The organism is Streptomyces sp. NPDC085927 (assembly GCF_044540975.1).
Classification (GTDB): domain Bacteria; phylum Actinomycetota; class Actinomycetes; order Streptomycetales; family Streptomycetaceae; genus Streptomyces; species Streptomyces hirsutus.
Genome location: NZ_JBITSN010000004.1, coordinates 89,797 through 113,323 on the forward strand (window position 1 = coordinate 89,797; position 23,527 = coordinate 113,323).

The 23,527-nt window shown below is 73.9% G+C and carries 21 protein-coding genes; 12 read left to right on the forward strand and 9 right to left on the reverse strand.

Annotated features, from left to right (window positions below; all coding sequences use genetic code 11):
• Positions 1-40: 40 nt before the first annotated feature.
• The 3 genes from ACIF80_RS12260 to ACIF80_RS12270 all read left to right on the forward strand — a co-directional run bounded on the left by ACIF80_RS12260 (position 41) and on the right by ACIF80_RS12270 (position 2,309).
• Positions 41-400 (forward strand): ArsR/SmtB family transcription factor, encoded by a 360-nt coding sequence (locus ACIF80_RS12260; protein WP_399802825.1) that lies wholly within the window; start codon positions 41-43, stop codon positions 398-400.
• Between the two features lie 369 nt (positions 401-769).
• Entirely contained in the window at positions 770-1,684 is a 915-nt protein-coding gene (gene htpX / locus ACIF80_RS12265; RefSeq protein WP_399802828.1) for a zinc metalloprotease HtpX, read from the forward strand.
• Between the two features lie 22 nt (positions 1,685-1,706).
• Positions 1,707-2,309: a hypothetical protein gene (locus ACIF80_RS12270; RefSeq protein ID WP_399802831.1), complete on the forward strand. Its 603-nt coding sequence runs from the start codon at positions 1,707-1,709 to the stop codon at positions 2,307-2,309.
• Positions 2,310-2,348: 39 nt separating this feature from the next.
• On the opposite strand, the gene ACIF80_RS12275 is transcribed toward ACIF80_RS12270, so the two are convergent.
• Entirely contained in the window at positions 2,349-2,756 is a 408-nt protein-coding gene (locus tag ACIF80_RS12275) for a CoA-binding protein (RefSeq protein WP_399802833.1), read from the reverse strand.
• Between the two features lie 123 nt (positions 2,757-2,879).
• Between ACIF80_RS12275 and ACIF80_RS12280 the strand changes: the two genes are divergently transcribed.
• The 6 genes from ACIF80_RS12280 to ACIF80_RS12305 all read left to right on the forward strand — a co-directional run bounded on the left by ACIF80_RS12280 (position 2,880) and on the right by ACIF80_RS12305 (position 10,274).
• On the forward strand, positions 2,880-3,695 hold the full coding sequence (locus tag ACIF80_RS12280; protein WP_399802836.1) for a hypothetical protein: 816 nt from the start codon (positions 2,880-2,882) through the stop codon (positions 3,693-3,695).
• The gene (locus ACIF80_RS12285; RefSeq protein WP_399802838.1) at positions 3,692-4,279 is read left to right on the forward strand and encodes a SixA phosphatase family protein; all 588 of its coding nucleotides are present in this window, start codon (positions 3,692-3,694) and stop codon (positions 4,277-4,279) included. Before ACIF80_RS12280 ends, ACIF80_RS12285 begins: the two co-directional genes overlap by 4 nt.
• 62 nt (positions 4,280-4,341) lie before the next feature.
• The gene (locus ACIF80_RS12290; protein WP_399802840.1) at positions 4,342-4,968 is read left to right on the forward strand and encodes a YigZ family protein; all 627 of its coding nucleotides are present in this window, start codon (positions 4,342-4,344) and stop codon (positions 4,966-4,968) included.
• Positions 4,969-5,118: 150 nt separating this feature from the next.
• The gene (locus tag ACIF80_RS12295) at positions 5,119-6,282 is read left to right on the forward strand and encodes an exonuclease SbcCD subunit D (RefSeq protein ID WP_399802841.1); all 1,164 of its coding nucleotides are present in this window, start codon (positions 5,119-5,121) and stop codon (positions 6,280-6,282) included.
• On the forward strand, positions 6,279-9,272 hold the full coding sequence (locus ACIF80_RS12300) for an AAA family ATPase (RefSeq protein ID WP_399802843.1): 2,994 nt from the start codon (positions 6,279-6,281) through the stop codon (positions 9,270-9,272). Before ACIF80_RS12295 ends, ACIF80_RS12300 begins: the two co-directional genes overlap by 4 nt.
• Positions 9,273-9,428: 156 nt before the next feature.
• The gene (locus tag ACIF80_RS12305; protein ID WP_399802845.1) at positions 9,429-10,274 is read left to right on the forward strand and encodes an SDR family oxidoreductase; all 846 of its coding nucleotides are present in this window, start codon (positions 9,429-9,431) and stop codon (positions 10,272-10,274) included.
• A gap of 42 nt (positions 10,275-10,316) precedes the next feature.
• Here ACIF80_RS12305 and ACIF80_RS12310 read toward each other — a convergent pair whose 3' ends face one another.
• Complete coding sequence (locus ACIF80_RS12310; RefSeq protein WP_399802847.1) at positions 10,317-12,005, reverse strand: DUF885 domain-containing protein; 1,689 nt, start codon at positions 12,003-12,005, stop codon at positions 10,317-10,319.
• 32 nt (positions 12,006-12,037) lie between these two features.
• Positions 12,038-12,529 carry an Lrp/AsnC family transcriptional regulator gene (locus ACIF80_RS12315; protein WP_055596078.1) on the reverse strand — a complete coding sequence of 164 codons (492 nt, stop codon included), beginning with the start codon at positions 12,527-12,529 and terminating at the stop codon, positions 12,038-12,040.
• A gap of 60 nt (positions 12,530-12,589) precedes the next feature.
• On the opposite strand from ACIF80_RS12315, the gene ACIF80_RS12320 reads away from it, so the two are divergent.
• Complete coding sequence (locus ACIF80_RS12320; RefSeq protein WP_399802849.1) at positions 12,590-13,732, forward strand: trans-sulfuration enzyme family protein; 1,143 nt, start codon at positions 12,590-12,592, stop codon at positions 13,730-13,732.
• A 49-nt stretch (positions 13,733-13,781) separates the two neighbouring features.
• Here the strand turns inward: ACIF80_RS12320 and ACIF80_RS12325 are convergent, their stop codons facing one another.
• The 3 genes from ACIF80_RS12325 to ACIF80_RS12335 form a co-directional block, all read right to left on the reverse strand.
• Complete coding sequence (locus tag ACIF80_RS12325; protein WP_399802851.1) at positions 13,782-15,137, reverse strand: GNAT family N-acetyltransferase; 1,356 nt, start codon at positions 15,135-15,137, stop codon at positions 13,782-13,784.
• 124 nt (positions 15,138-15,261) lie between these two features.
• The gene (locus ACIF80_RS12330; protein ID WP_399802853.1) at positions 15,262-16,848 is read right to left on the reverse strand and encodes an alkaline phosphatase D family protein; all 1,587 of its coding nucleotides are present in this window, start codon (positions 16,846-16,848) and stop codon (positions 15,262-15,264) included.
• Positions 16,849-17,105: 257 nt separating this feature from the next.
• Positions 17,106-17,936: an alpha/beta fold hydrolase gene (locus ACIF80_RS12335; RefSeq protein ID WP_399802855.1), complete on the reverse strand. Its 831-nt coding sequence runs from the start codon at positions 17,934-17,936 to the stop codon at positions 17,106-17,108.
• A gap of 236 nt (positions 17,937-18,172) precedes the next feature.
• Between ACIF80_RS12335 and ACIF80_RS12340 the strand changes: the two genes are divergently transcribed.
• Together ACIF80_RS12340 and ACIF80_RS12345 are read left to right on the forward strand one after the other, a co-directional pair.
• On the forward strand, positions 18,173-19,060 hold the full coding sequence (locus tag ACIF80_RS12340) for an RNA polymerase sigma-70 factor (RefSeq protein ID WP_399802857.1): 888 nt from the start codon (positions 18,173-18,175) through the stop codon (positions 19,058-19,060).
• Positions 19,061-19,231: 171 nt separating this feature from the next.
• Entirely contained in the window at positions 19,232-19,993 is a 762-nt protein-coding gene (locus ACIF80_RS12345; RefSeq protein ID WP_399802859.1) for a GntR family transcriptional regulator, read from the forward strand.
• Between the two features lie 155 nt (positions 19,994-20,148).
• On the opposite strand, the gene ACIF80_RS12350 is transcribed toward ACIF80_RS12345, so the two are convergent.
• The 3 genes from ACIF80_RS12350 to ACIF80_RS12360 all read right to left on the reverse strand — a co-directional run bounded on the left by ACIF80_RS12350 (position 20,149) and on the right by ACIF80_RS12360 (position 23,422).
• Positions 20,149-21,306: an ROK family transcriptional regulator gene (locus ACIF80_RS12350; protein ID WP_399802862.1), complete on the reverse strand. Its 1,158-nt coding sequence runs from the start codon at positions 21,304-21,306 to the stop codon at positions 20,149-20,151.
• Between the two features lie 178 nt (positions 21,307-21,484).
• Positions 21,485-22,147 (reverse strand): response regulator, encoded by a 663-nt coding sequence (locus tag ACIF80_RS12355; RefSeq protein ID WP_399802864.1) that lies wholly within the window; start codon positions 22,145-22,147, stop codon positions 21,485-21,487.
• A gap of 48 nt (positions 22,148-22,195) precedes the next feature.
• Positions 22,196-23,422, reverse strand: a complete 1,227-nt coding sequence (locus ACIF80_RS12360) for a sensor histidine kinase (RefSeq protein ID WP_399802866.1) — start codon at positions 23,420-23,422, stop codon at positions 22,196-22,198.
• Positions 23,423-23,527 lie beyond the last annotated feature (105 nt).

Genomic DNA, 23,527 nt, shown 5'->3' on the forward strand with positions numbered 1-23,527 from the left:
GAGGTGGACGGGCCGCCGCCCACGGGGCCATTATGTGCGTATGAGCGCACGCATGCACCTGTCACCTGCGCACGATGCGCACCCACGCACTCCCGGCGACGAACAGTTCGCGCTCGCCGCGGAACTCCTGGCGCTCCTCGGCGACCGCACCCGGCTGACCCTGCTGCACGCGCTGACCGGCGGCGAGGCCGACGTCAGCACGCTCACGGAGGTGTGCGGGGCGGCGCGGCCCGCGGTCAGCCAGCATCTGGCGCGACTGCGCCTCGCGGGGCTGGTGGGCACGCGGAAAGAGGGCCGCAGGGTGATCTACTCGCTGCGCGACGGACATCTGCGGCGGCTGGTGGACGAGGCGCTCAACGTCGCCGATCACCGGCTGAGCGACCGGCCCCCGCACGACTGACGGCATCAGCGGGGCGCCCCGTGCCGTTCCAGTGCCGCTCAGTGCTCAGTGCTCAGGGGTCAGTGCACAGGGGTCAGGGGGCAGGGGTCAGGGGGCAGGGTTGCTCGGACCGGCAACGGGTGTGGGTGAGACCAGTGACGACTGCCCGTCAGCTCCTGGTGAGGGAGGCCGTACTGCCGCTCCCCGCCGAAGCGGAACCCGCGCTGTGCAACTCGACCCTGCCCGGCAGGTTCCGCGGCGGGTCCCGCCGTCCCGGCGGGACCCGCACCCGCGCTGGGCCAAAGCCGCTCCCGGGCGTGCGGGCAAGGAGCACACTTGCAGGAGAGGGATGTGCAGTGAGGCAGTGCATGTCCGCTGGAGGTGATCCGGATGCCCAGGACCCGGTCGCAGTCGCGGTACGCCTCGGACCGAGGACTCACCACCCGCATGGTGACGACGATGTTCCTGATCGGGCTGCTCTATGTGGTCTTCGTCGGCGTTCTGCTGGCCCTCCTGAAGAACGCGTGGCCCGTCATCCTGCTGATCGCGGGCGTCCTGTTCATCGCGCAGTTCTGGTTCAGTGACCGGATCGCGGCCTTCAGCATGGGCGCGCGCGAGGTCACCCCCGAGCAGGCTCCCGGGCTGCACGGCACCGTGGACCGCGTCTGTGCCCTCGCCGATATTCCCAAGCCGCGGGTGGCGATCGCCGAAAATGACCTACCGAACGCCTTCGCCACCGGCCGAAACGAGAGAACGGCCCTTGTATGCGTCACCACGGGTCTGCTCCGGCGCCTGGAACCGGAGGAGCTGGAGGGCGTCCTCGCCCATGAGCTGTCGCACGTCGCCCACCGGGACGTCGCCGTGATGACCATCGCGTCGTTCCTGGGTGTGCTGGCCGGTGTCATGACCCGCGTCGCGTTCTACACCGGGCTCGGCCGCACCAGCCGCGACAGCGCCACCGCCCTCATGGCACTCCTGATCCCCCTGGTCAGTGCCGTCGTGTACGTGATCAGCTTCCTGCTGACCCGACTGCTGTCCCGCTACCGCGAACTGTCCGCCGACCGCTCCGCCGCGTTGCTCACCGGCCGTCCGTCCGCACTCGCGTCCGCGCTCACCAAGGTGACCGGCGAGATGGCGAGGATTCCGACCAAGGATCTTCGCCGGGCAGAGCCGTTCAACGCCTTCTGGTTCGCACCGGCCTTCTCCTCCAAGGAGAGCCTGAGTCGGCTGCTCTCCTCCCACCCCACCCTCGAACAGCGCCTCGACCAGCTCGGCCGGATCTCGGCCCAGCTCGGCCAAGCCTGACGATCCATGAAGGTGCCGTGCCATGGGACTCCTGGACACCATCCTCGGCCGCAGCAAGCCGGTCCGCCCGGACCTCGACCAGCTCTTCAGCCTGCCCTCGGCGGCGATCACCGTGCAGGCGGGGGCGGGGTTCACTCCGACCGGGACCGGATCGGTCTGCTTCGCGAGCGTGGAGGGCGGCGCATTCGACCGGCTCCAGCAGGAGGTACGGGAACTGCTCGACGCCGACACCGGCCGGGGCGGCACACCCGTCGAGTACACCAAGGACGCGTACGGGTACACGTGGCTCCTCGTCCATCACACAGCCGACGACACCGCCTCACTGGTCAACGATCTGCACGCCGTCAACACGCTCCTCCAGGACGCGGGTTTCGGCCCGCAACTCCTCTGCTCCCTGGTCGGGTTCCGGGCCACATCGGACCACCGGGCCCTGGCACTGGTCTATCTCTACAAGCGCGGCACTTTCTACCCCTTCGCGCCGCTCCCCGACGGAACGGAGCGGCGCGACAACGCGTTGGAACTCCAGATCAAGGCGCTCCTCGCGGAGGACCTGCGCATCGAGGCCGATCTGGCCCGCTGGTTCCCGGTGTGGGGTGCCCCAGGCCTCACGGGGCCCCGGCCCTGAGGCCTGTCGCCGGCACGGCCCCGGCCGGCCCGGTCCCAGCTAGCCCAGGCGCGGTATCTCGATCGCCGGGCAGCGATCCATCACCATGGCCAGGCCCGCCGCACGGGCCCGCTCGTAGGCCGCCTCGTCGACGACGTCGAGCTGGAACCACACCGCCTTCGCGCCCTTGGCGACGGCCTCGTCCGCGACCGCTCCGGCCAGTTCGCTGTTCACGAACACGTCGACGACGTCCACCTCGAAGGGGATGTCCGCGAGCGAGGCGTACCCCTGCTCGCCGTGCACCGTCTCGGCCTTCGGATGCACCGGCACCACCCGCTTGCCGAAGCGCTGCAGCACCTGGGCGACGCCGTACGCCGCGCGCTGCCGGTTCGACGACAGGCCCACCACGGCCCAGGTGTCGCCGAGCCCGGTGAGGATCTTGCGGACCGCTGCCTCGTCGCCGTACACCGGGGCCTCCTGGAGGGTCGTAGTCGTGAGGGAGCTGTCCTGCGGACAACGAACCGGAGCGCGGGGTGATTCCCGGCGCCGCGGGTACGCCCAATGCCACGGCGTTCCCGAAAAGCGTGCGAGATGACTGCGCGGGCCCGCTTGTGCGCCTACGCTCACCTCGTGCTGCGCATCACCGACGCCCGGACCGGCGAACTCGTGGACGCCACCCCCGCCCGGCGGGGCCTCACCCGTGTCGAGGCCCACACGCGCGGGTTCGATCCGACGAACCTGCGCGTGCTGCTCGTCGCCGACCTGCTCGTGCGCGCCCTGGAACTCGGCGGCACCCCGGTGTGGGCGCTGCTCGACGGAGAACGGGATCTGCCCGAACTGCGCGCGGCGGGCGCCGCCCTCGGCGTACGGCCCTTCGAGGACGGCCGGGACGCCGGCACCGGGCTGGGGGAGGCCCAGGTCCTGCACGTGGTGAGCGAGGGAGGCGAGACACCCGACGGAGTCCGTGTCACCGTCGCACCCGTCCACCAGGAAGGGCTGGGTGACGACGCACCGGACGGCACCGACACCACCGGTCCCGCCGGCCTCACCGCCCCGAGCCACCCCACCGAGCCGGCCGTCCTGCGGCTCGCCCTGCTCACGCACCCCAGGAGCAGCCCGCTGAGGCTCGATCCGGCCGCCCTGGACGAGGCCGCGGACACCCTCGGGCGCTGGCGCGGCGCGGTCGCCGCCTGGGCGCACCGGCCCTCGCGGCCCATTCCCGACACGGTGCGCGTGGACCTGCGCACCGCCTGGGAGGACGACCTGGACGCGGCCGGGGTGCTCCGCGTGCTCCGCGCGGTGGAGCAGGATCCGGAGGTGCCGGACGGCGCCCGCTTCGAGACGTACGCCTACGCCGACCGGCTGCTCGGCCTCGACCTCACCCGGGCCCTGGGATCCCCGGCATGACCGGGCTCCCCGGCGAACCCGGACCCGCGGGACGCACCGGGTCCACCGGGCGGGGCGAGGCCGCTCCCTTGCGTCGGCTGGTCGTGCTGCGGCACGCCAAGTCCGCCTGGCCCGAGGGCGTGCCCGACCGGGACCGTCCGCTCGCCGCGCGGGGCGAGCGCGACGCACCCGCCGCCGGACGCGCGATCGCCGACGCCGTCGGCCCGCCCGGCCTCACCCTGTGCTCCACCGCCGTACGCGCCCGCCGGACCTGGGAACTGGCGGCGGCGGAGTGGGACACGTCCCCGCCGGTCCGGTACGAGTCCCGGCTGTACGCGGCCGGGGTCCCCGGACTGCTGGCCGTGGTGCGCGAGGCGCCCGCCGACGTCGGCACCCTGCTGCTGGTCGGCCACAAACCGGGCCTGGCCGATCTCGTCCTGACCCTGGCCGGCGACGGCGCGGACGACCTGCTCGACCGGGTCCGCACGAAGTTCCCGACCTCGGCGGTCGCCGTGCTGTCCTGGCGCGGCACCGCATGGCCGGACCTCGCCCCCGGCACCGCCCTGCTGACCGCGATGACCGTGCCCCGGGGCCCCGCGCGGTAGCCGCTTTCCGCCCGCCCCCGGCCGGGGCGGCCCGCCCGGACGGCTGCGCATAGGCTGGCCGGATGCAGGACGAGTACCGCACCGTCGCCCGCGCGGGTGTGCACGAGACCGAGATCAACCGCTCACGCTTCCTGTGCGCGCTCGCCCCGGCGGCCACCGAGCAGGAGGCGCAGGAGTTCGTCGCCGCCGTCCGCAAGGAGCACGCCGACGCCACCCACAACTGCTGGGCGTACGTCATCGGCGCGGACGCCTCCGTCCAGAAGGCCAGCGACGACGGCGAACCCGGCGGCACCGCGGGCGTCCCCATGCTCCAGATGCTGCTGCGCCGCGACATGCGGTACGTCGTCGCCGTCGTCACCCGCTACTACGGCGGGGTCAAACTCGGCGCCGGCGGGCTCATCCGCGCGTACGGCGGGGCCGTCGGCGAGGCGCTGGACACCGTCGGCACGCTCACCCGGCGCCGGTTCCGGCTGGCCACGGTGACCGTCGACCACCAGCGGGCCGGCAAGGTCCAGAACGACCTGCGCTCCACGGGGCGCGAGGTGCGGGACGTGCGCTACGACGAGGAGGTCACGATCGGGATCGCCCTCCCGGACGCCGACGTGGACGCCTTCCGGTCCTGGCTCGCGGACGCGACCGCCGGGACCGCCCGCTTCGAACCGGGCGGCGAGACGTACGGCGACGTGTGACCCCGGCCGCGTGAACCGCGCGCCTCATCGACTCATGACGTCATATCGGTTGCTTCTCGTGCAGAACGGGCGTAAGCGGCTTCGGTCATGACGGGGCGATACAGGAGTTTCCGGCCGTGCTGTCGGACCCGGCCGTTACTCTCGGGGGTCATGAGACTGCTGCACACTTCCGACTGGCACCTCGGCCGGGCGTTCCACCGGGTCGGCATGCTCGGTGCCCAGGCCGAGTTCATCGGCCACCTCGTGGCGACCGTGCGCGAGCACGCCGTCGACGCGGTGGTCGTGTCGGGAGACGTGTACGACCGGGCCGTGCCGCCGCTCGCCGCGGTGGAGCTGTTCGACGACGCCCTGCACCGCCTCGCCGGCCTGGGCGTGCCGACGGTGATGATCTCCGGCAACCACGACTCGGCCCGCCGCCTCGGCGTCGGCGCCGGACTCATCGGGCGCGCGGGCATCCACCTGCGGACCGCCCCCGCGGCGAGCGGCACCCCCGTGATGCTGTCCGACAGCCACGGGGACGTCGCCTTCTACGGACTGCCCTATCTGGAACCGGCCCTGGTCAAGGACGAGTTCGGGGTGGAGAAGGCGGGCCACGAGGCAGTGCTCGCCGCCGCCATGGACCGGGTCCGCGCCGACCTCGCCGCCCGCCCGCGCGGCACCCGCTCGGTCGTCCTCGCGCACGCCTTCGTCACCGGCGGCACACCGAGCGACAGCGAGCGGGACATCACCGTCGGCGGGGTCTCCGCCGTACCCGCCGGAGTGTTCGACGGTGTCGACTACGTGGCGCTCGGGCATCTGCACGGCTGCCAGACCCTCACCGAGCGCGTGCGCTACTCCGGCTCCCCCCTCCCGTACTCCTTCTCCGAGGCGGACCACCGCAAGAGCATGTGGCTCGTCGACCTGGCCGCCGACGGCGGCGTCACCGCCGAGCGGATCGACTGCCCGGTGCCGCGCGCCCTCGCCCGGATCCGCGGCCCCCTGGAGGAGTTGCTCGCCGACCCCGGGCTCGAGCCGCACCGCGAGGCGTGGGTCGAGGCCACCCTCACCGACCCGGTCCGCCCGGCCGACCCCATGGCCCGGCTCACCGAACGCTTCCCGCACACCCTCAGCCTCGTCTTCGAACCCGAACGCGCGCCCGGCGACCCCGCGATGTCCTACGCCCACCGCCTCGCCGGCCGCGACGACCAGCAGATCGCGGAGGACTTCGTGGCCCACGTGCGCGGCGCCGGCCCCGACGAGCGGGAGCGGGCCGTCCTGCGGGACGCCATCGACGCGGTCCGCGCCGACGAGGCCGTACGGGAGGTGGCGCGGTGAGACTGCACCGGCTCGCCCTCACCGCCTTCGGGCCCTTCGGCGGCTCGCTCACCGTCGACTTCGACGAACTGTCCGCCGCGGGCCTCTTCCTGCTGCACGGCCCCACCGGCGCCGGCAAGACCTCCATACTCGACGCGGTCTGCTACGCCCTGTACGGATCCGTCCCCGGCGCCCGGCAGAGCGGGCAGGGCATGACGCTGCGCAGCGACCACGCCGCCCCCGCCGTCCGCACCGAGGTCACCCTCGACCTCACCGTCGCCGGACGCCGGCTCGAGGTCACCCGGCAACCGCCCTGGCAGCGCCCGAAGAAGCGCGGCACCGGCACCACCCTCGACAAGCCACAGACCTGGCTGCGCGAGTACGACCCGGCGGCCCGGTCATGGAAGGACCTCAGCCGCTCCCACCAGGAGATCGGCGAGGAGATCACCCAACTCCTCGGCATGAGCCGGGAGCAGTTCTGCCAGGTCGTCCTCCTGCCCCAGGGCGACTTCGCACGGTTCCTGCGCGCCGACGCCGAGGCGCGCGGCAAGCTGCTCGGCCGGCTCTTCGACACCCGCCGCTTCGCCGACGTGGAGAAACACCTCGCGGAGCGCCGCCGCGCCACCGAGTCCCGGGTGCGGGACGGCGACGCGGACCTGCTCGCCGACGCGCACCGGATGCAGCAGGCCGCGGGCGAGGCGATGCGGCTGGACGACCTGGCGCCGGGCGAACCGGGACTGGCCGAGAACGTGCTGACCGCGGCCGCCGTCGCCCGCAGCACCGCCCGCGAACAGCTCACCGTGGCCCGGTGCCGTCTCGCCGCCGCCGAATCCGCGCAGGCCGCCGCCGACCGGTCACTGGACGACGTACGCGAACGGGACCGGCTGCAACGGCGGTTCGCCGGGGCGCGGGAGCGCGCGGCGCGGCTGGCGCAGGAGGCCGGCGCCCGGCAGGAGGCGCAGACGCTCCTGGACCGCTCCCGCAGGGCCGAGGCGGTCGCCCCCGCGCTGGAACTGCGGGAGTCCGCCGACGCCGAACACCGGGAGGCGGCCGACGCCGAGACGCGCGCGCGTGCCTCGCTCCCCGAGGGGCACCAGGAGGCGGGCGCGGCCGGGCTCACGGCCGCCGCGCGCCGGGCCGCCGAGGAACTGGGCGGCCTCGAGTCGGCCCGCCGCGCCGAGCGACGGCTCGCCGAACTCCTCGACGAACGGGTCGGCCTGGACCGCCAGGAGCGCGCCGACGACGACGTGCTGGACGAGTCGGACGCCTGGCTCACCGGATGGGAGGAGACCCGGAGCGGACTCCAGGCACGCATCGAGTCCGCGCAGGAGGCCGCGACCAGGGCCGGTGAACTCGCGGTGCAGCGCGACCCCGCGCACAAGCGGCTGAACGCCGCACGGCTGCGGGACCGGCTGGCCGGGGACACCGACCGCGCCGCCGAGCAGGCCCGCACGGCCCAGGAACGGGCACTCGCGGCCAAGCAGCACTGGCTCGACCTCAAGGAACAGCGACTGGCCGGCATCGCCGCCGAACTCGCCGCGAACCTCACCGACGGCACACCCTGCACGGTCTGCGGCGCCGTCGAACACCCCGCCCCCGCCCGCAAGGACGCCGGCCATGTCGACCGCGAGACGGAGGAACGCGCCCTCGCCGCCCACCAGAGCGCCGAGGAACGCCGTGCCGACCGCGAACGGCGCCTAGGCGTCGTCCGCGAGGCACTGGCCGCAGCCGGAGCGGAGGCGGGGGACACACCGACCGACCGACTCGCCCACGAGGTGGAGGAGTTGGAAGGGCAGTACGCACGAGCCCGGGACGCGGCCTCCGTACTGCACTCCGCGCAGGAGCAGCTGAGGCAGGCGGAGCACGAGCACGAGCGGCGGCTGACCGCGCAGCGCGAGGCGGCGGTCCGGACCGCCGCGCGGACGGGTGTCCGCGAGCGCCTCGACCAGGAACAGGCCGCACTGGAGGAGGAGTTGGCCAAGGCGCGGGGCGCCGCGGACAGCGTGGCCGCACGCGCCGCCCAACTGGAGCGCGACGCCGAGCGGTTCGCCGACGCCGCCGACGCCGTCCGGCTCGCCGAGGGCACCGCGCAGCGGCTCAAGCACGCCGACGCCAGGCTCGCGGACGCCGCCTTCAAAGCCGGCTTCGACACCCCGGGGGAGGCGGCCGAGGCACTGCTCGACGCGGCCACCGGCCGCGCACTGCGGCACCGGCTGGACGCCTGGCAGCAGGAGGAGGCCGCCGTACGCGCGGTGCTCACCGAGCCCGGCACCGAGGCCGCCGCCCAGCAGCCCCCCGCCGACCTCGCCGCCGCGCAGCGCACCGCCGAGGACGCGGACCGCAGAGTGCGGGAGGCGGCCTCCGCGCGCGACGCCGCCGCCCGCCGCTGCGCCGAACTCGACCGGCTCTCCGCGCGGGCCACCGCCTCGGCGCGCCGGCTGGCACCGCTGCGCGACGAGTACGACCGGGTGGCCCGCATGGCGGGCCTCACCGCCGGCACCTCGGCCGCCAACGAACGCAGGATGCGCCTGGAGTCCTACGTCCTGGCCGCCCGCCTGGAACAGGTCGCCGCCGCGGCGACCGCACGCCTGCACCGCATGTCGTCCGGCCGCTACACCCTGGTGCACTCCGACGACCGCACCGGGCGCGGCCGCAGCGGCCTCGGGCTGCACGTCGTGGACGCGTGGACCGGCCGGGAGCGGGACACCGCGACCCTCTCGGGCGGCGAGACCTTCTTCGCCTCGCTCGCCCTCGCCCTCGGTCTCGCCGACGTCGTCACCGACGAGGCCGGCGGGGTCCGGCTGGACACCCTCTTCATCGACGAGGGCTTCGGCAGCCTCGACGACCAGACCCTCGACGAGGTGCTGGACGTCCTGGACTCCCTGCGGGAACGCGACCGCAGCGTGGGAATCGTCAGCCACGTCCCCGACCTGCGGCGGCGCATCCACGCCCAACTCGCGGTGGTGAAGGGCCGCTCGGGTTCGACGGTACGGATACACGGCGTGGGCTGAGCCGAGCGCAGCCGGGTCGAGTGGGGGGCGGGCGGGGTGGACGTGGAAACGTGAGCGACGGCCGGACGCGGGCAGCCGGGCGGTCGGCGTCACGGTGGGGGCGGGGCCGCGATATCGGCGTGCGCCGGGACCTCCGCCCCGCCATCATGGCTGACCATGCCCCCACTTCCGCACCCCGCACCCGAAGCACTCCGCCGTGACCCCCTGCCCCTGCGAGGCCGGACCGCGCTGGTCACCGGGGCCAGCCGGCGCGAGGGCATCGGACACGCGGTCGCCCGGCGTCTCGCCGCCCACGGAGCGAGCGTCTACCTGCACCACCACGTGCCGCACGACGCGGCGATGCCCTGGGGCGCGGACCGCCCCGAGGACGTGGCCGCCTCCGTGCGGGAAGCTCTCGGCGACCCCTCGGCGCGGGTGATGTCCGGGCCGGGTGACCTCTCCGACCCGTCCGTGCCCGCCGAACTGTTCGACCGGGCCACCACCGCACTCGGCGGACGGCTCGACATCCTCGTCGCCAACCACGCCCTCAGCGGCGGTGACGGCACTCTCGACACGATCGACACCGCGATGCTCGACGCCCACTGGGCCGTCGACACACGCTCGGTGATCCTGCTCGTCCGGGCCCATGCCCGGCACCGGGCCGCTCTGCCCCCGTGCACCCCGGGCGGGCGCGTGATGATGATGACGTCCGGACAGGACATCGCCGGCGGGATGCCGGGCGAGATCGCCTACGCCCTCCAGAAGGGCGCGCTCGCCTCGATCACCCGCTCCCTGGCGACCACGCTGGCCCAGCACGCCGTCACGGTGAACACCGTCAACCCCGGCCCGGTGGACACCGGTTACCTCACCGGAGAGGCCCACGAGGCCGTCGCCGCGCGCTTTCCCGGCGGGCGGTGGGGGATGCCCGACGACCCTGCCCGCCTCATCGCGTGGTTGGCCACGGACGAGGCGGACTGGGTCACCGGTCAGGTCATCGACTCCGAGGGAGGCTTCCGGCGCTGACGCCGGCGGAGCCGTCCCGGCGCCGGCCGCCGACGGCCCGGCTCACAGCGCCGACAGCTCGTCCACCAGGTCGTCCAGGCCCAGCGAGCCCTGGGACAGCGCCGCCATGTGCCACGCCTTGAGGTCGAAGGCGTCGCCGTGCCGCTTGCGGGCGTTCTCCCGGCCCAGCAGCCAGGCCCGCTCGCCGAGCTTGTAGCCGATGGCCTGCCCGGGAATCGTCAGATAGCGGGTCATCTCGCTCTCCACGAAGTCCGCGGGACGGCTGCTGTGCGCCCCGAAGAACTCCTCGGCCAGTTCCGGCGTCCAGCGCTCGCCCGGATGGAACGGCGAGTCCGCCGGAATCTCGAGTTCCAGGTGCATGCCGATGTCCACGATCACCCGGGCGGCCCGCATCATCTGCGCGTCCAGGTAGCCGAGCCGTTCCTCCGCGTCCGCGAGGAAGCCGAGTTCGTCCATCAGCCGCTCCGCGTACAGCGCCCAGCCCTCCGCGTTGGCGCTGACCATGCCGACGGAGGCCTGGTAGCGGGACAGGTCCTCGGCGACGTGCGCCCACTGCGCCAGCTGGAGGTGATGGCCGGGGACGCCCTCGTGGTACCAGGTCGACACCAGGTCGTAGACCGGGAAGCGGGTCAGTCCCATGGTCGGCAGCCAGGTACGGCCGGGCCGGGAGAAGTCCTCCGACGGAGACGTGTAGTACGGCGCCGCCGCGCTGCCCGGCGGGGCGATCCGCGACTCCACCTTCCGTACCCGCTCGGCGAGTTCGAAGTGGGTGCCGTCGAGCGAGTCGATCGCCTTGTCCATCAGGCCCTGCAGCCAGTCACGGACCTCGTCGACGCCCTCGATGTGCCGGCCGTGCTCGTCGAGGTGCGCCAGCGCCACCCACGGCGTGCCGGCACCCGGCAGGACCCTCTCGGCCTCCTTCTTCATCTCGCCCAGCAGCCGGTGGTACTCGGCCCAGCCGTAGGCGTACGCCTCGTCCAGGTCGAGGTCGGTGCCGTTGTAGTAGCGGGACCAGCGGGCGTAGCGTTCCCGGCCCACGGTGTCGGGGGCGCCCTCGATCGCCGGCGCGTACACGTCGCGCACCCAGTCCCGCAGCTCCACCACGGCCGCGGTCGCGGAACGCGCCGCCTCGTCCAGCTCCGCGCGCAGCGCGTCCGGACCCGGCGAGGCGAAGTCCTCGAACCAGCCCCGGCCCTCGCCGGTGTCCGCCCATTCGGTGAGCTGCTCGACGAACGTGGCGGTCGGCCGCGGCGCCGCGTACAGCTTGCGCTCCAGGCCGAGCGCGAGGGACTCCCGGTAGCCCGCCAGCGCGGCCGGTACCGCGCGCAGCCGCTCGGCGACCGCGGCCCAGTCCTCCTCGGTCCGCGTCGGCGTCACGGTGAACACCTCACGCACCGAGTGGGCGGCGGTGCCCAGGTTGCCGACCGAACGCAGACCCTCGTCGGCCTCGTGCACGGCGAGCTCCGCGGTGAGCCGCTCCCGCAGCAGCCGGGCGCAGCGGCGCTCGATGTCGCTGTCCGCGCCGGGCCCGGCCTCGGCCTCGTCGAGCCGGGCGAGCGTGGCCCGCTGAAGCTCCGCGAGCGCGGCCTGGCCCGCGGGGGAGAGGTCGGGCAGGCGGCGGTAACTCTCCTGCACGCCAAGATACGTACCGGTGACCGGGTCGAGGGCGATGAGATCGTCGACGTAGGCGTCGGCGACCTCGCGGGGCAGCGGGCTGTTGGTCTCAGACATGGCGACCATCCTGGTACGCGGCCCGCCGGACGTCACCCGGATTGAGCCGAGGGCGAAGAGGGCAGCAGCGGACCGCAGTCCCACTGCTGGAAGATCAGCCGCGTCTCCACGCGTGCCACCTCCCGCCGCGACGTGAACTCGTCCAGCACCAGCCGTTGCAGATCCGCCATGTCCGCGACCGCGACATGGATCAGATAGTCGTCCGGTCCGGTCAGATGGAAGACGGTCAGCGACTCCGGCAGCGCCCGGATCCGCTCCACGAACGGCCCCACCAGCTCCCGCCGGTGCGGCCTGACCTGAACCGACAGCAGCGCCTGGAGTCCTCGCCCCAGCTTGGCCGGGTCCAGCTTCAGCCGGTGCCCGAGGATCACGCCGGAGCGCCGCAGCCGGGCCACCCGGTCCAGACAGGTCGACGGCGCGACCCCCACCTGCGCGGCGAGGTCCCGGTACGTCGTCCGGGCGTCGTTCTGCAACAGCCGCAGCAGATGAAGGTCCACCGGATCCAGTACGACAGAATCGGCCACCGGCCGAACGTAACACGGAGACCGGCCCCCGCAGCCCGGCCGGTGTTCACCCTTCGGGGCATGGACGTACGCATGGGCACGCGCAGCACCACGAGAGCACTCGACACCGAGGCCGTGCACGCCGGCCGGGACGACCTGGCCCGGCAGGGACTGCACGCCCCGCCGATCGACCTGTCCACCACCTACCCCGCCTACGACAGCCGCGGTGAGGCCGCCCGGATCGACGCCTTCGCCGCCACCGGCGCGGAACCGGAGGGCCCGCCCGTCTACGGCCGGCTCGGCAACCCGACCGTCGCCCGCTTCGAGACCGCCCTGGCCCGCCTGGAGGGCACGGAGACCGCCGTCGCCTTCGCCAGCGGCATGGCCGCGCTCAGCGCCGTCCTGCTGGCGCGCGGCTCCACGGGCCTGCGCCACGTCGTCGCCGTACGCCCCCTGTACGGATGCAGCGACCACCTGCTGACCGCCGGGCTGCTCGGCTCCGAGGTGACGTGGACCGACCCGGCGGGGGCCGCCGACGCACTGCGTCCCGACACCGGTCTGGTGCTGGTGGAGTCACCGGCCAACCCGACCCTGGCCGAGGTCGATCTGCGGGCGCTCGCCCGGGACTGCGGCTCCGTGCCGCTGCTCGTCGACAACACCTTCGCCACGCCCGTCCTCCAGCGTCCGGCCGAGCACGGGGCGCGACTGGTGCTGCACAGCGCCACCAAGTACCTCGGCGGGCACGGGGACGTCCTGGCCGGCGTGGTGGCCTGCGACGAGGAACTCGCGGGGCGGCTGCGGCAGATACGGTTCGCCACCGGTGGCGTACTGCATCCGCTGGCCGGCTACCTGCTGCTGCGGGGGCTGTCGACGCTGCCGGTACGGGTCCGGGCGGCCTCGGCGAGCGCCGCCGAACTCGCCCGCAGACTGACCGCCGACCCACGGGTGGCCCGGGTGCACTACCCGCGCATCGGCGGGGCGATGGTCTCCTTCGAGGTGCACGGGGACCCGCACGAGGTGATCGGCGGCGTACGGCTGATCACCCCGGCGGTGAGCCTCGGCAGCGTGGACTCCCTCATCCAGCACCCGGCGTCCATCAGCCACCGCATCGTCGACGCCGGCGACCGCAGGGCCGCGGGAGTCGACGACCGGCTGCTGCGGCTCTCCGTCGGCCTGGAGGACGTCGACGACCTGTGGGCCGATCTGGACGGGGCGCTGGGCTGACCGGACGGGGCGGCCGGGCCGCTCCGCCGGCTTTTCGCGGTGCGACGGCCTACGACCGGCGGCCGATCCGGGAGCCGCCCTGCTGCTGCTCGCCGTGCCCCTCCCGCACGCGGCGGGCCGGCCGCTGGTCCAGGCGGGCGGTGATGACCAGGGTGCCCTCCTCGATCTGGTAGTCGAGGGGGAGCTCCAGGCCGCGCATCGCGGCGACCATGCCGGTGTTGGACGCCTGCGTCACGGCGTAGACGTGGGCGCAGCCCGCCTCGCCGGCCATCGCCACCAGCCGGGCGAGGAGCTCGCCGCCGATGCCCCGGCGCTGCCAGGCGTCCTCGACGAGCAGAGCCACCTCGGTCTCGTCGCCGTCCCACAGCAGATGGCCGAGGCCGACGACGCGCCCCGACGCCGTCCGCACGGCGAGCGTGCGGCCGAAGCGCGGACTGAGCAGGTGGTTCAGGTAGCGGTCCACGTCGCCGACCGGCCCGTGGTAACGCAGGCGCAGGGTCTCGGGCGAGCACCGCTCGTGCATCGCCCGCGCCGCCTCCAGGTCACCGGTGTCCGCCCGGCGCACCGTGATGTCGCTGCCCTCGGGCAGCGTGAGGACGTCCTGGCCGCGGGGCACCCGGGGGCCGAGCCGGGTGTCCAGCTCCACCAGGGCCCTGGCCCGGGCGAACTCGGTGGGCGTGAAGGGCAGATACGGCCGCTCCACGGTGATCACACCGCCCTCGGGGGCGCGCAGCCGCATCACGGTGTCCTCCAGGGTCCCCTCGGCCGGCACATCCTCCGGCGCCCGCCGGCCGGCACCCGGCGCGGCGGGCAGCGAACGGATCGTGCACCGTCCCAGCAACTGCCGGAGTGCCAGGGGGAGCTCAGCCGCGTCCAGTGCCGTACGCGTGGCGAGGCCCAGCACCCGGGTCGGCGCGTCCACCAGGTCGTGGGCGTCGGCCCGCTCGATCCAGGTGTCGGTGCCACCGGCGCCCGACACCGCCGCCGTGAGACCGGTGCCGGCCAGGTCGGCGGGGGCCCGCAGCAGGAACTCGTCGACCGTGGCCGTGCCCAGCGGGTGCGTCTGCAGGCTCAGGATGTCGACGCCCTTCCCGGCCAGTGCCGTGCACAGCGCGGCCAGCGCGCCCGGTTCGTCCCGCACCGTCGTCCGCATCCGCCACAGGGAGCTCTCCGCCGGGGCGCTGCGCACGGCCCCGCCGGCGGACGCGGCCGGCAGCCCGTCCCACGACGCGGCGGCCGGGGGCCGGCCGCCGCCTGTATCGGAGGCGGGAGGCGCGTGACCGTGGCGGCGTGCCCGCCAACTGTGGAGCGCCGCCGTGAACCGTGCGGTCGGTCCGCCTCTCGACTGCCCCTGTGGGGAACGGCCCTGGCGGTCACGCGTCTCGTCCGGCATGTCTCGGCTCATGCAGCCACTGTGAAGGAAATGTGTTTCGTGATCACTAACGCGCCATGGCTGACGAGTAAAGAGTTCTTATGGTACCTATGATCCTTTTGTCGCCCTGCCGGTCGGCGAGTTGTCCGTCGACCGGCTACTGGCCGACCAGGCCCGGCCGCAACCGCTTCGTGTACAGCACGGTGCCGTCCTGCTCCCGCAGCCGTACGGTCAGTTCCCCGCTGCCGCCGTCGATGTCGACCTCGCCGAAGAACTGGTAGCCGCCGGCGGGCGAGACGTTCGCCGCGGCCGGCGCCTTCACGAACACCCGCTCCGGGCCGAAGGTGCCGTCGAGCGTGCTCGCCGGGAAGGCGCCCGCGTTCAACGGCCCGGAGACGAACTCCCAGAACGGCTCGAAGTCGCCGAACGCGGCCCGCGCGGGCTGGTAGTGCTGGGCCGAGGTGTGGTGCACGTCGGCCGTCAGCCACACCGTGCCGGTGATCCGCCGGTGCTTGATGAACCGCAGCAGCTCGGCGATCTGCAGCTCGCGCCCCAGCGGCGCGCCCGGATCGCCCTGGGCCACCGCCTCGACGTGCTGGGCACCCTCGCTGGTGTCGGACACGATCAGGCCGAGCGGCATGTCCGCGGCGATCACCTTCCACACCGCCCGCGACCGTGCCAGTTCCCGCTTGAGCCACTCCAGTTGCTCGCGCCCGAGGATCCCCTGCGGGTCCACGGTCTGGTCACCGGTGGAGTTGGCGTTGCGGTACGTCCGCATGTCCAGTACGAACACGTCCAGCAGCGGCCCCTGCCGCAGCACCCGGTGGACCCGGCCCTCGCGACCGCCCGGCCGCAGCGTGGACATCGGGAAGTACTCGCTGAACGCGCGCCGCGCCCGTGCCGCCAGTACGTCGACGTTCTTCTCCGTGTACCGGCCGTCGGTGTCCGCGATCCGCTGGCCCGGGTACCAGTTGTTGCGCACCTCGTGGTCGTCCCACTGCACGATCGACGGCACCCGGGCGTTGAACCGGCGGAAGTGCTCGTCGAGCAGGTTGTACCGGAAGTTGCCGCGGAACTCGGCCAGGGTCTCGGCGACCTTGGACTTCTCCTCCGTGGTGATGTTCCGCCAGACACCGCCGTCCGGCAGCGCGGCGGTCGCCGGGACGGGCCCGTCGGCGTAGACGGTGTCGCCGCTGAACAGGAAGAAGTCGGGATCGGTCCGGGCCATCGCCTCGAAGATCCGGTAGCCGCCGAAGTCGGGGTTGATGCCCCAGCCCTGCCCCGCCAGGTCGCCCGACCACACGAACCGCACACCCTCGCGCCGCCGCGCGGGCACCGTCCGGAACGTACCGGTGACCGGCTCGCCCGAGCGGCGCGGGTCGTCCGGGTCGGTGAGCCGCACCCGGTAGTGGATCTGCTCGCCCGCCGGCAGTCCGCGCAGCCGGGTGGTTCCCGTGAAGTCCGTGCCGGGGCCGAGCAGCGGGCCGTGCCGGCTCTGCGTGCGGCGGAACGACTCGGTCGCCGACGTCTCGACGATCATCCGGGCCGGGCGGTCGGAGCGCACCCACACCAGCCCGGAGTCGTGCGTCACGTCACCCGTCTGCACACCCCACTTCGCCTCCGGACGCCCGGACCGGGCGAAGGCGGGCGCCGACCCGACGGCGGCGGGCAGGGCCAGGGCCGCCGAGGCCGCGAGCGAGCCGCGCAGGACGGCGCGGCGGCCGGGGAGCGAACGGGGTGACATGAATGCGCCTCCAGAGGGGGAGAACCGGCCGGTGTGCGCTGCCACAAGTACTCGGGCGGCGCGGCTCGCACGCAAACCCCAAGTGAACAACTCGACGCGGGCCTGAGGAAAACGGCGCGCCGCCGGTGCTGCTCACCGCATTCCGGTGCACTCCGTCGCCTCCCTTCGCGTCACGTCCCGTCGCGCCGTGTCCGGCCGCTCACGCCGGCCGGGTCACGTCCCGTCGCGCCGCATCGCGCAGGTCCGCGCGGCCCCGTTCAGCGGCTGCCGTCGAGGAGGACGCGGGCGACCAGGGCGGGATCGTCGTTCATCGGGACGTGACCGCAGCCGGGGAGCCGGATCAGCCGCGCCCCGGGGATCGTCCGCTTGGCGCGGACCCCCTGACGGGGGACGAGCAGCCGGTCGCGGGCGCCCCAGGCGACAGTGACCGGGATGCCGGGCACGTCGTCGGTGAACCGCACGGCGGTGCCCGCCCGGAGGGTCTCGGCGAAGCCGGCGGCACCGGCGAGCGCGAGCGTCTCGGCGATCACCGCCTCGGGCGAACGGCGGCCCGGCCGGGCGTAGATGGTGCTGGTCAGCGCCGCGCGTCCGGCCGCCGAACGGGCGAGCCGTTCGACCAGGGACAGCGGCATGCGCTCCGCGATCCGCCGCATTCCGATCAGCACACCGAAGGCGTACCGCCGCTCCGCCGGGGTCCAGAACCCGGCCGGGGACAGGGCGGTGACGGACCGTACGAGCTTCTCGCGGCCGAGCTCCAGGGCCAGCAGACCGCCGAGCGAGTTGCCCGCGACATGGGGCCGGTCGAGCTCCAGCTTCCCGCACAGGGCGGTGAGGGCGGCGTTCATGGTGGGCAGGTCGTGGACGAGGCCGCCCGGCAGCGCCGGGGAGGCACCGAAACCGGGGAGGTCCACGGCGATCACCTCGCGCTCGGTGGCGAGGATGTCCACCACCGGGTCCCAGGCCTGGCGGTGGTGGCCGATGCCGTGCAGCAGGAGCAGCGGTTCGCCGTGACCCGTGCGCGCGTAGGAGAGGGTCACGGTCTGCGGGCCGTGCGGAGAGGTGACCTCGAAGGAGACGGTCGCGGACATGGGGTGCTCCTCGTCTGGGACTCGGGGTGTCCGGGTTCGCGGTGCCGGAGGACACGCGGTGCCCGGGACGCCCGGTGGGACACCGACGTCGACGTCGCCCGACATCGTAGACAGCTTGTCAGCAATCGCTACCGACGGGTAGCCCCCGGAGGGCCGGGGCCTGCCCGCGGCGTCCCGGTTCCGCGACGCGCCGAATCCGCCTGGACACGCCCGCACGGGTCGGCTGGGATGGAGGGGTGAGCACCGACACCGTGACCGACGCCTTCGAGGAACACCGCCCCGTCCTTCTGGGGGTGGCCTACCGCATGCTCGGCCGGGTGGCCGACGCCGAGGACGTGGTCCAGGAGGCGTGGCTGCGCTGGGCGGGCGGCGACCGGTCCGAGGTCCGCGAGCCACGCGCCTACCTGGTGCGCGTCACCACCCGCCTCGCCATCGACCGGCTGCGTCAGATCAAGGCACGGGGCGAGACGTACGTCGGCCCGTGGCTGCCCGAGCCCTACCTCACCGACTTCGGCGACACCGCCCCGGACACCGCCGAGCAGGTGGTGCTCACCGACTCGGTCTCGCTCGCCGTCCTGGTCGTCATGGAGTCGCTGTCTCCGCTGGAGCGCGCGGTGTTCGTCCTGCGGGAGGCGTTCGGCTACCCCTACTCCGGCATCGCCGCCATGCTCGACCGCGGTGAACCGGCGGTGCGCCAGCTCGCCGCGCGGGCCCGCAAGCACGTCGAGGAGCGCCGCCCGCGCTACGACGTCGACCCCGCCCGGCGCCGCGATCTGACCGAGCGGTTCCTGGCGGCGGCGGCCGGCGGCGATCTGGAAGGGCTCATGAAGCTGCTCGCCCCCGACGTACGGCTCGTCGGCGACAGCGGTGGCAAGTCGCGTGCCCCGCTGCGCGTCCTGGAGAGCGCCGACAAGGTGGGCCGCTTCCTCACCGGTATCACCCGTAAGGGAATCCAGGACTTCTCGGTCCGTGTCCTGGAGCTCAACGGCGGCCCTGCGGTACTGGTCCTCGCCGGCGGCAGGCCCGACGCCGTCTTCCAACTGGACGTCGTCGACGGGCGGGTCCAGACGGTCTACATCATCCGCAACCCCGACAAGTTGCGCTCGCTGGGGGCTGCCGGGTAGGAACCGTCCACCCGCGCACGGGGCCCGCGCCGACCGGCGCGGGCCCCGTCGCCCTGTCCGATTGGTATTGACCAAGGGTGAGGGCCGCCCTATGGTCGCAGAGAAGTGAAACAACCTTTAATAAACAAGGGCGCTAAAACGCCACCGGACCCGACGGACGCGGAGGACAGGGTGGGGACCACGCAGTTGGAAACGGTGCCGGAACCGAAGTACTGGCATCTCAGGACCGTGCTCAGCGAGGCCCTGGACTCGGAGTTCTCGGTGGGCGAGATCCTGCCCAACGAGCGCGATCTGGCTGCCCGCTTCGGCGTCGCCCGGGCCACGCTCCGCCAGGCACTGGAGCAGCTGGAGCTGGAAGGCAGGCTGCAGCGACGCCGGGGCGTCGGCACCACGGTGGCCCCGCCGCGCATGGGCGTGTCCGTGGGCGCGGCACAGCACGCCTGGCCCGGCGGACCCGACGACGCCTGGCAGGCCGTTGACTGCACGCTCGAAGTGCCGCCCGCGAGCGTCGCCAAGACCCTGGTGACCGGCCGGGAGGAACCCGTGCACACCGTACGGCGGTCCCGGGTCTCGCAGGGCCAGCCCGTTGCCGCCGAGCTGCTGTACATCCCCGCTTCCTCGGTGCCCGACCTCTCCGCCATCGACACCCCGTCGGGCGTGGCCCGCGCGCGTGCGGTCCTGCGCGAGCTGCAGCACCTGGAACTGGAGCGGCACGAGAACGCGGTGGAGCTCGGCTCGGCCCGCGCGGACGACGCCAAGGAGCTGGACCGCCTGCCGGGCGCGCCCGTCCTCGTCGTCACCACCTCCTTCATCGCCCGGGGCCGCGTCGCCGCGCTGTCCGTCGCCACCTACCGTGCGGACACCTGCCGGCTGACCTTCGGCGACTTCGGAGGCGTGGAGATCCACCACGGTCCCGAGCGCCACGCCTCCTGAACACCGGCCCTCGGGGGCGCCGTCCGTCGCGGGCGGGACGTACGCGACCGACGGGGTGTGCGCTGCGGGCGGGCTGAGCAGACCGGCGGGGCACGCCGACCGCCGCCGGGGTCGGGCACGCGGAGACGCGGGGCGCCGCGCGAGCGGTGCGCCGCCTACCGACGGGCCGTCACCGTGCCCTCCACCGCGAAGAGCTGCTCCTCCACATGGTCCAGGGCGAGCCGCACCGCGCCCGTCGCCACCGCCGCCTCCCCGAGGAGGGACAGGGCGACCCTCGGCGGGCGCAGACAGTAGCGGGCCAGTTCGCGCCGCAACGGCTCCAGCACGCCGTCCAGCCCGGCCGCCCAGCCGCCGATCACGACGAGTTCCGGGTCGAGGGCCAGCACCAGCGCCGCCACGTCGTGCACCAGCCGCTGAATGAAGCGGTCCATGGCCGCGAGGGCCCGTGTGTCGCCCTCGCGGGCCCGGGCGAAGACCTCGGCCACCGCCTGCTCGTCGAGCGGATGCAGCGGCTCGTCCGTGGTGGACAGCAGCTTCTCGGGAGTCGCCTCGCGCCCCAGCAGATGCAGCGCGCCGATCTCGCCGGCCGCCCCGCCGTACCCCCGGTGCAGCCGGCCCCCGATCAGTGAACCGGCGCCGGGACTCAGCCCGGCCAGCACGAACACCACGTCGTCGGTCCCGGTGGCGACGCCCTTCCAATGCTCGGCCACGACCGCCGCGTTGGCGTCGTTCTCCACCAGCACCGGGCACGTGAAGGACCGTCTCAGCCGCTCGCCCAGACCCAGTCCCGTCCACCCGGGCAGCGCCGTGCCCAGCCGTACGGTGCCGTCCGCCTCGACGATCCCGGGCGTCCCCACGCCCACGGCCCGCAGCGCGTCGCGCGGCACCCCGGCCCGGCGCAGCAGCTCGGCGACGGCGGCGCGCAGCCGTTCCAGCCGCTCGTCGGCATCGGCCGTCTCCCCGATGTCCTTGGCCTGGGCGCCGATCACCCGGCCGTCCAGGTCGGCCAGCAGCGCCGCCACCCGGTGCGGCCCGATCTCCAGGCCCAGCAGATGCCCGGCCTCCGCCCGGAAGCGGAACCTCCGGGCCGGTCGCCCCTGGCGCCGCGCCGCCCCCTCCTCGGCCGCCTTCTCCACGACGAGGCCCGCCTCGATCAGCCCCTCCACGACGCCCTCGACGGTGGGCCGGGACAGCCCCGTCACCCTCGTGACCTCGGTCAGCGTGGCACAGTCGGTGGCCCGCAGCGCGTGCAGTACCACCGCGGAGTTGATCCTCCGCAACAGCGAGGGATCCCCGCCGGTCAGCCGACTCACCGTCCGTCCTCCCCGCTCGTGCGCGTGTGGGGCGGATCGTACTCGGCGCGGCGGGCCCCGGCGACCACCGGGCACGACCACCCCGGACCACGACCGGAACCCGCCGCGTCCCGCCCCGGCCGCTCACGCGATCCGTCCCACGCGTCCCGTCACGTGGCCCGGCTCCGACGGGCCCGCCTCACCCGGGCGCCACGAACCCCGACTCGTACGCCGTGATCACCGCCTGCGTACGGTCCCGCGCCCCCAACTTCGCCAGCACGGCGCTCACATGCGACTTCACCGTCTCCACCCCCACCACCAGCCGGCCGGCGATCTCCGCGTTCGACAGACCCCGCGCCATCAGCCGCAGCACTTCCGCCTCCCGCCCGGTCAGCCCCGCCCGGTCCAGCACGGCCCGTGCCGCACGGTTGCCGCCGCTCTCGCCGTACTCCGCGGCCAACTGCCGGACCGATACGGGGAACAGCAGCGACTCGCCCTCGGCGACCAGCCGCACCGCGTGCACGATCTCGGCGGGCCGCGCCCGCTTCAGTAAGAACCCGTCGGCACCCACGCGCAGCGCCTCGTACACGTACTCGTCCTGCTCGAACGTCGTCACCACGATGATCTTCGGCGGGTCCTCGACCGTCCGCAGCACGGCGCGGGTGGCCTCGATGCCGTCCATGAGCGGCATGCGCACGTCCATGGCGACCACATCCGGCCGCAGTCGCCGTACCAGCGGGATCACCGCCGCCCCGTCGGCCGCCTCCCCGACCACCTCGATGTCCGGCTGCGCCTCCAACACGGCCCGCAGACCCGCACGTACGAGGGGTTCGTCGTCGACGAGCAGAACGGTGATCGGCATCCGGTCAGCCTAGGTCAGCACGCCCCTGTGCGGCCCGCACGCCCCTGTTCAGCCCAGCGGCAGCTCGACCCGGACTCGCCAGTCGCCCTCGTCCGGGCCGGTCCGCGCCCGGCCGCCCAGCAGAGCGGCGCGCTCGCGTATGCCGCGCAGCCCGCTGCCGCGGCCGGGGCCCGGCACCCCCTCGGCCAGCGGATTGCGGATCTCCAGCAGCAGTGTGCCGTCGGCGACGCACACCCTCGCCCGCACCGGAACCGGCCCCGCGTGCCGCAGCGCGTTGGTCAGGGACTCCTGGAGGATGCGGTACCCCTCGCGTGAGACCGGGCCCGGCACGGTGTCCAGGGGGCCGGTCACCTCGGCGTCGAGCTTCACCCCGGAGGCACGGGCGGACTCCAGCAGGCGGTCGGCGTCCACGAGCGTCGGCCGGCTGCTCACGGGCCTCTCCGGCTCGCGCAGGATGCCGAGAACCCGGTCCAGGTCCTCCAGAGCGGTCCGGCCGGTCTCCTCGATGGCTTCCAGTGCCCGGTCGGTGAAGGCGGGGTCGTCCGCGGCCCGCGCGGCGCCGGCCTGAACCACGGCGATCGTCAGGGCGTGACCGATGGTGTCGTGCAGCTCGCGGGCGATGCGGGTCCGTTCCAGAAGCTTCTCGGTACGGCTCTCCAGCACGGCGAGGCGCTCGGCGGGGGAGGGGCCCAGCAGCCGCAGGGCGAGCACGGTGATGAGCCTGCCCGCCCCGACGACCAACCCGGCGAGCAGGAGGATCGGCAGGGGAACCAGCAGCGCGTGCCACCAGTGCTGCCCGGGGACCTGGACGAACGTCGAGGGGTCCGGTGTGCCGCCACGGGCCGTCGCCGCCAGGTCCGTGGCGAGCATGGGGAGGTGAATGGTCAGGATGGCGACCGCGGTGCCGAGGAACAGGCGGCACTGGAGCCACAGGACGGTCCGCCCGCGGTCGTTCCAGCTCGCGGCCGGCGTCGAGACGATCTCCGTGGAGCGCGCGCTTCCCGCGGCGCCGGGGTCTTCGGGGTTCCCCGCGCTCCCGCGGTCGCGGGGGAGGTCCACGCCGGGGCGTTTGCCGAGGAGCAGCACATCGGCCTGCATCCCCTCGATCGTCCGCATCGCGGGCACCAGCCCGGCGAGTGCCAGGACCACCACCGCCACGTACATGCGCGAGCTGTCGATGAGACCCCAGACGGTCGGCCACACGCAGGCGACGAACAGATGCAGCCACCGGGTGTACGTCACCGCCCGGGTGAACGGACGCAGCATGCGGACCATGCGGGACATCGTGGCATTCCCACCGGCAACGGACCTCCCCCGCAGGGGGGAGACGATCTCCCCTTCCGGGGGAGGCGCGGGTACCCTGCCTGCGGCCACGCTGGC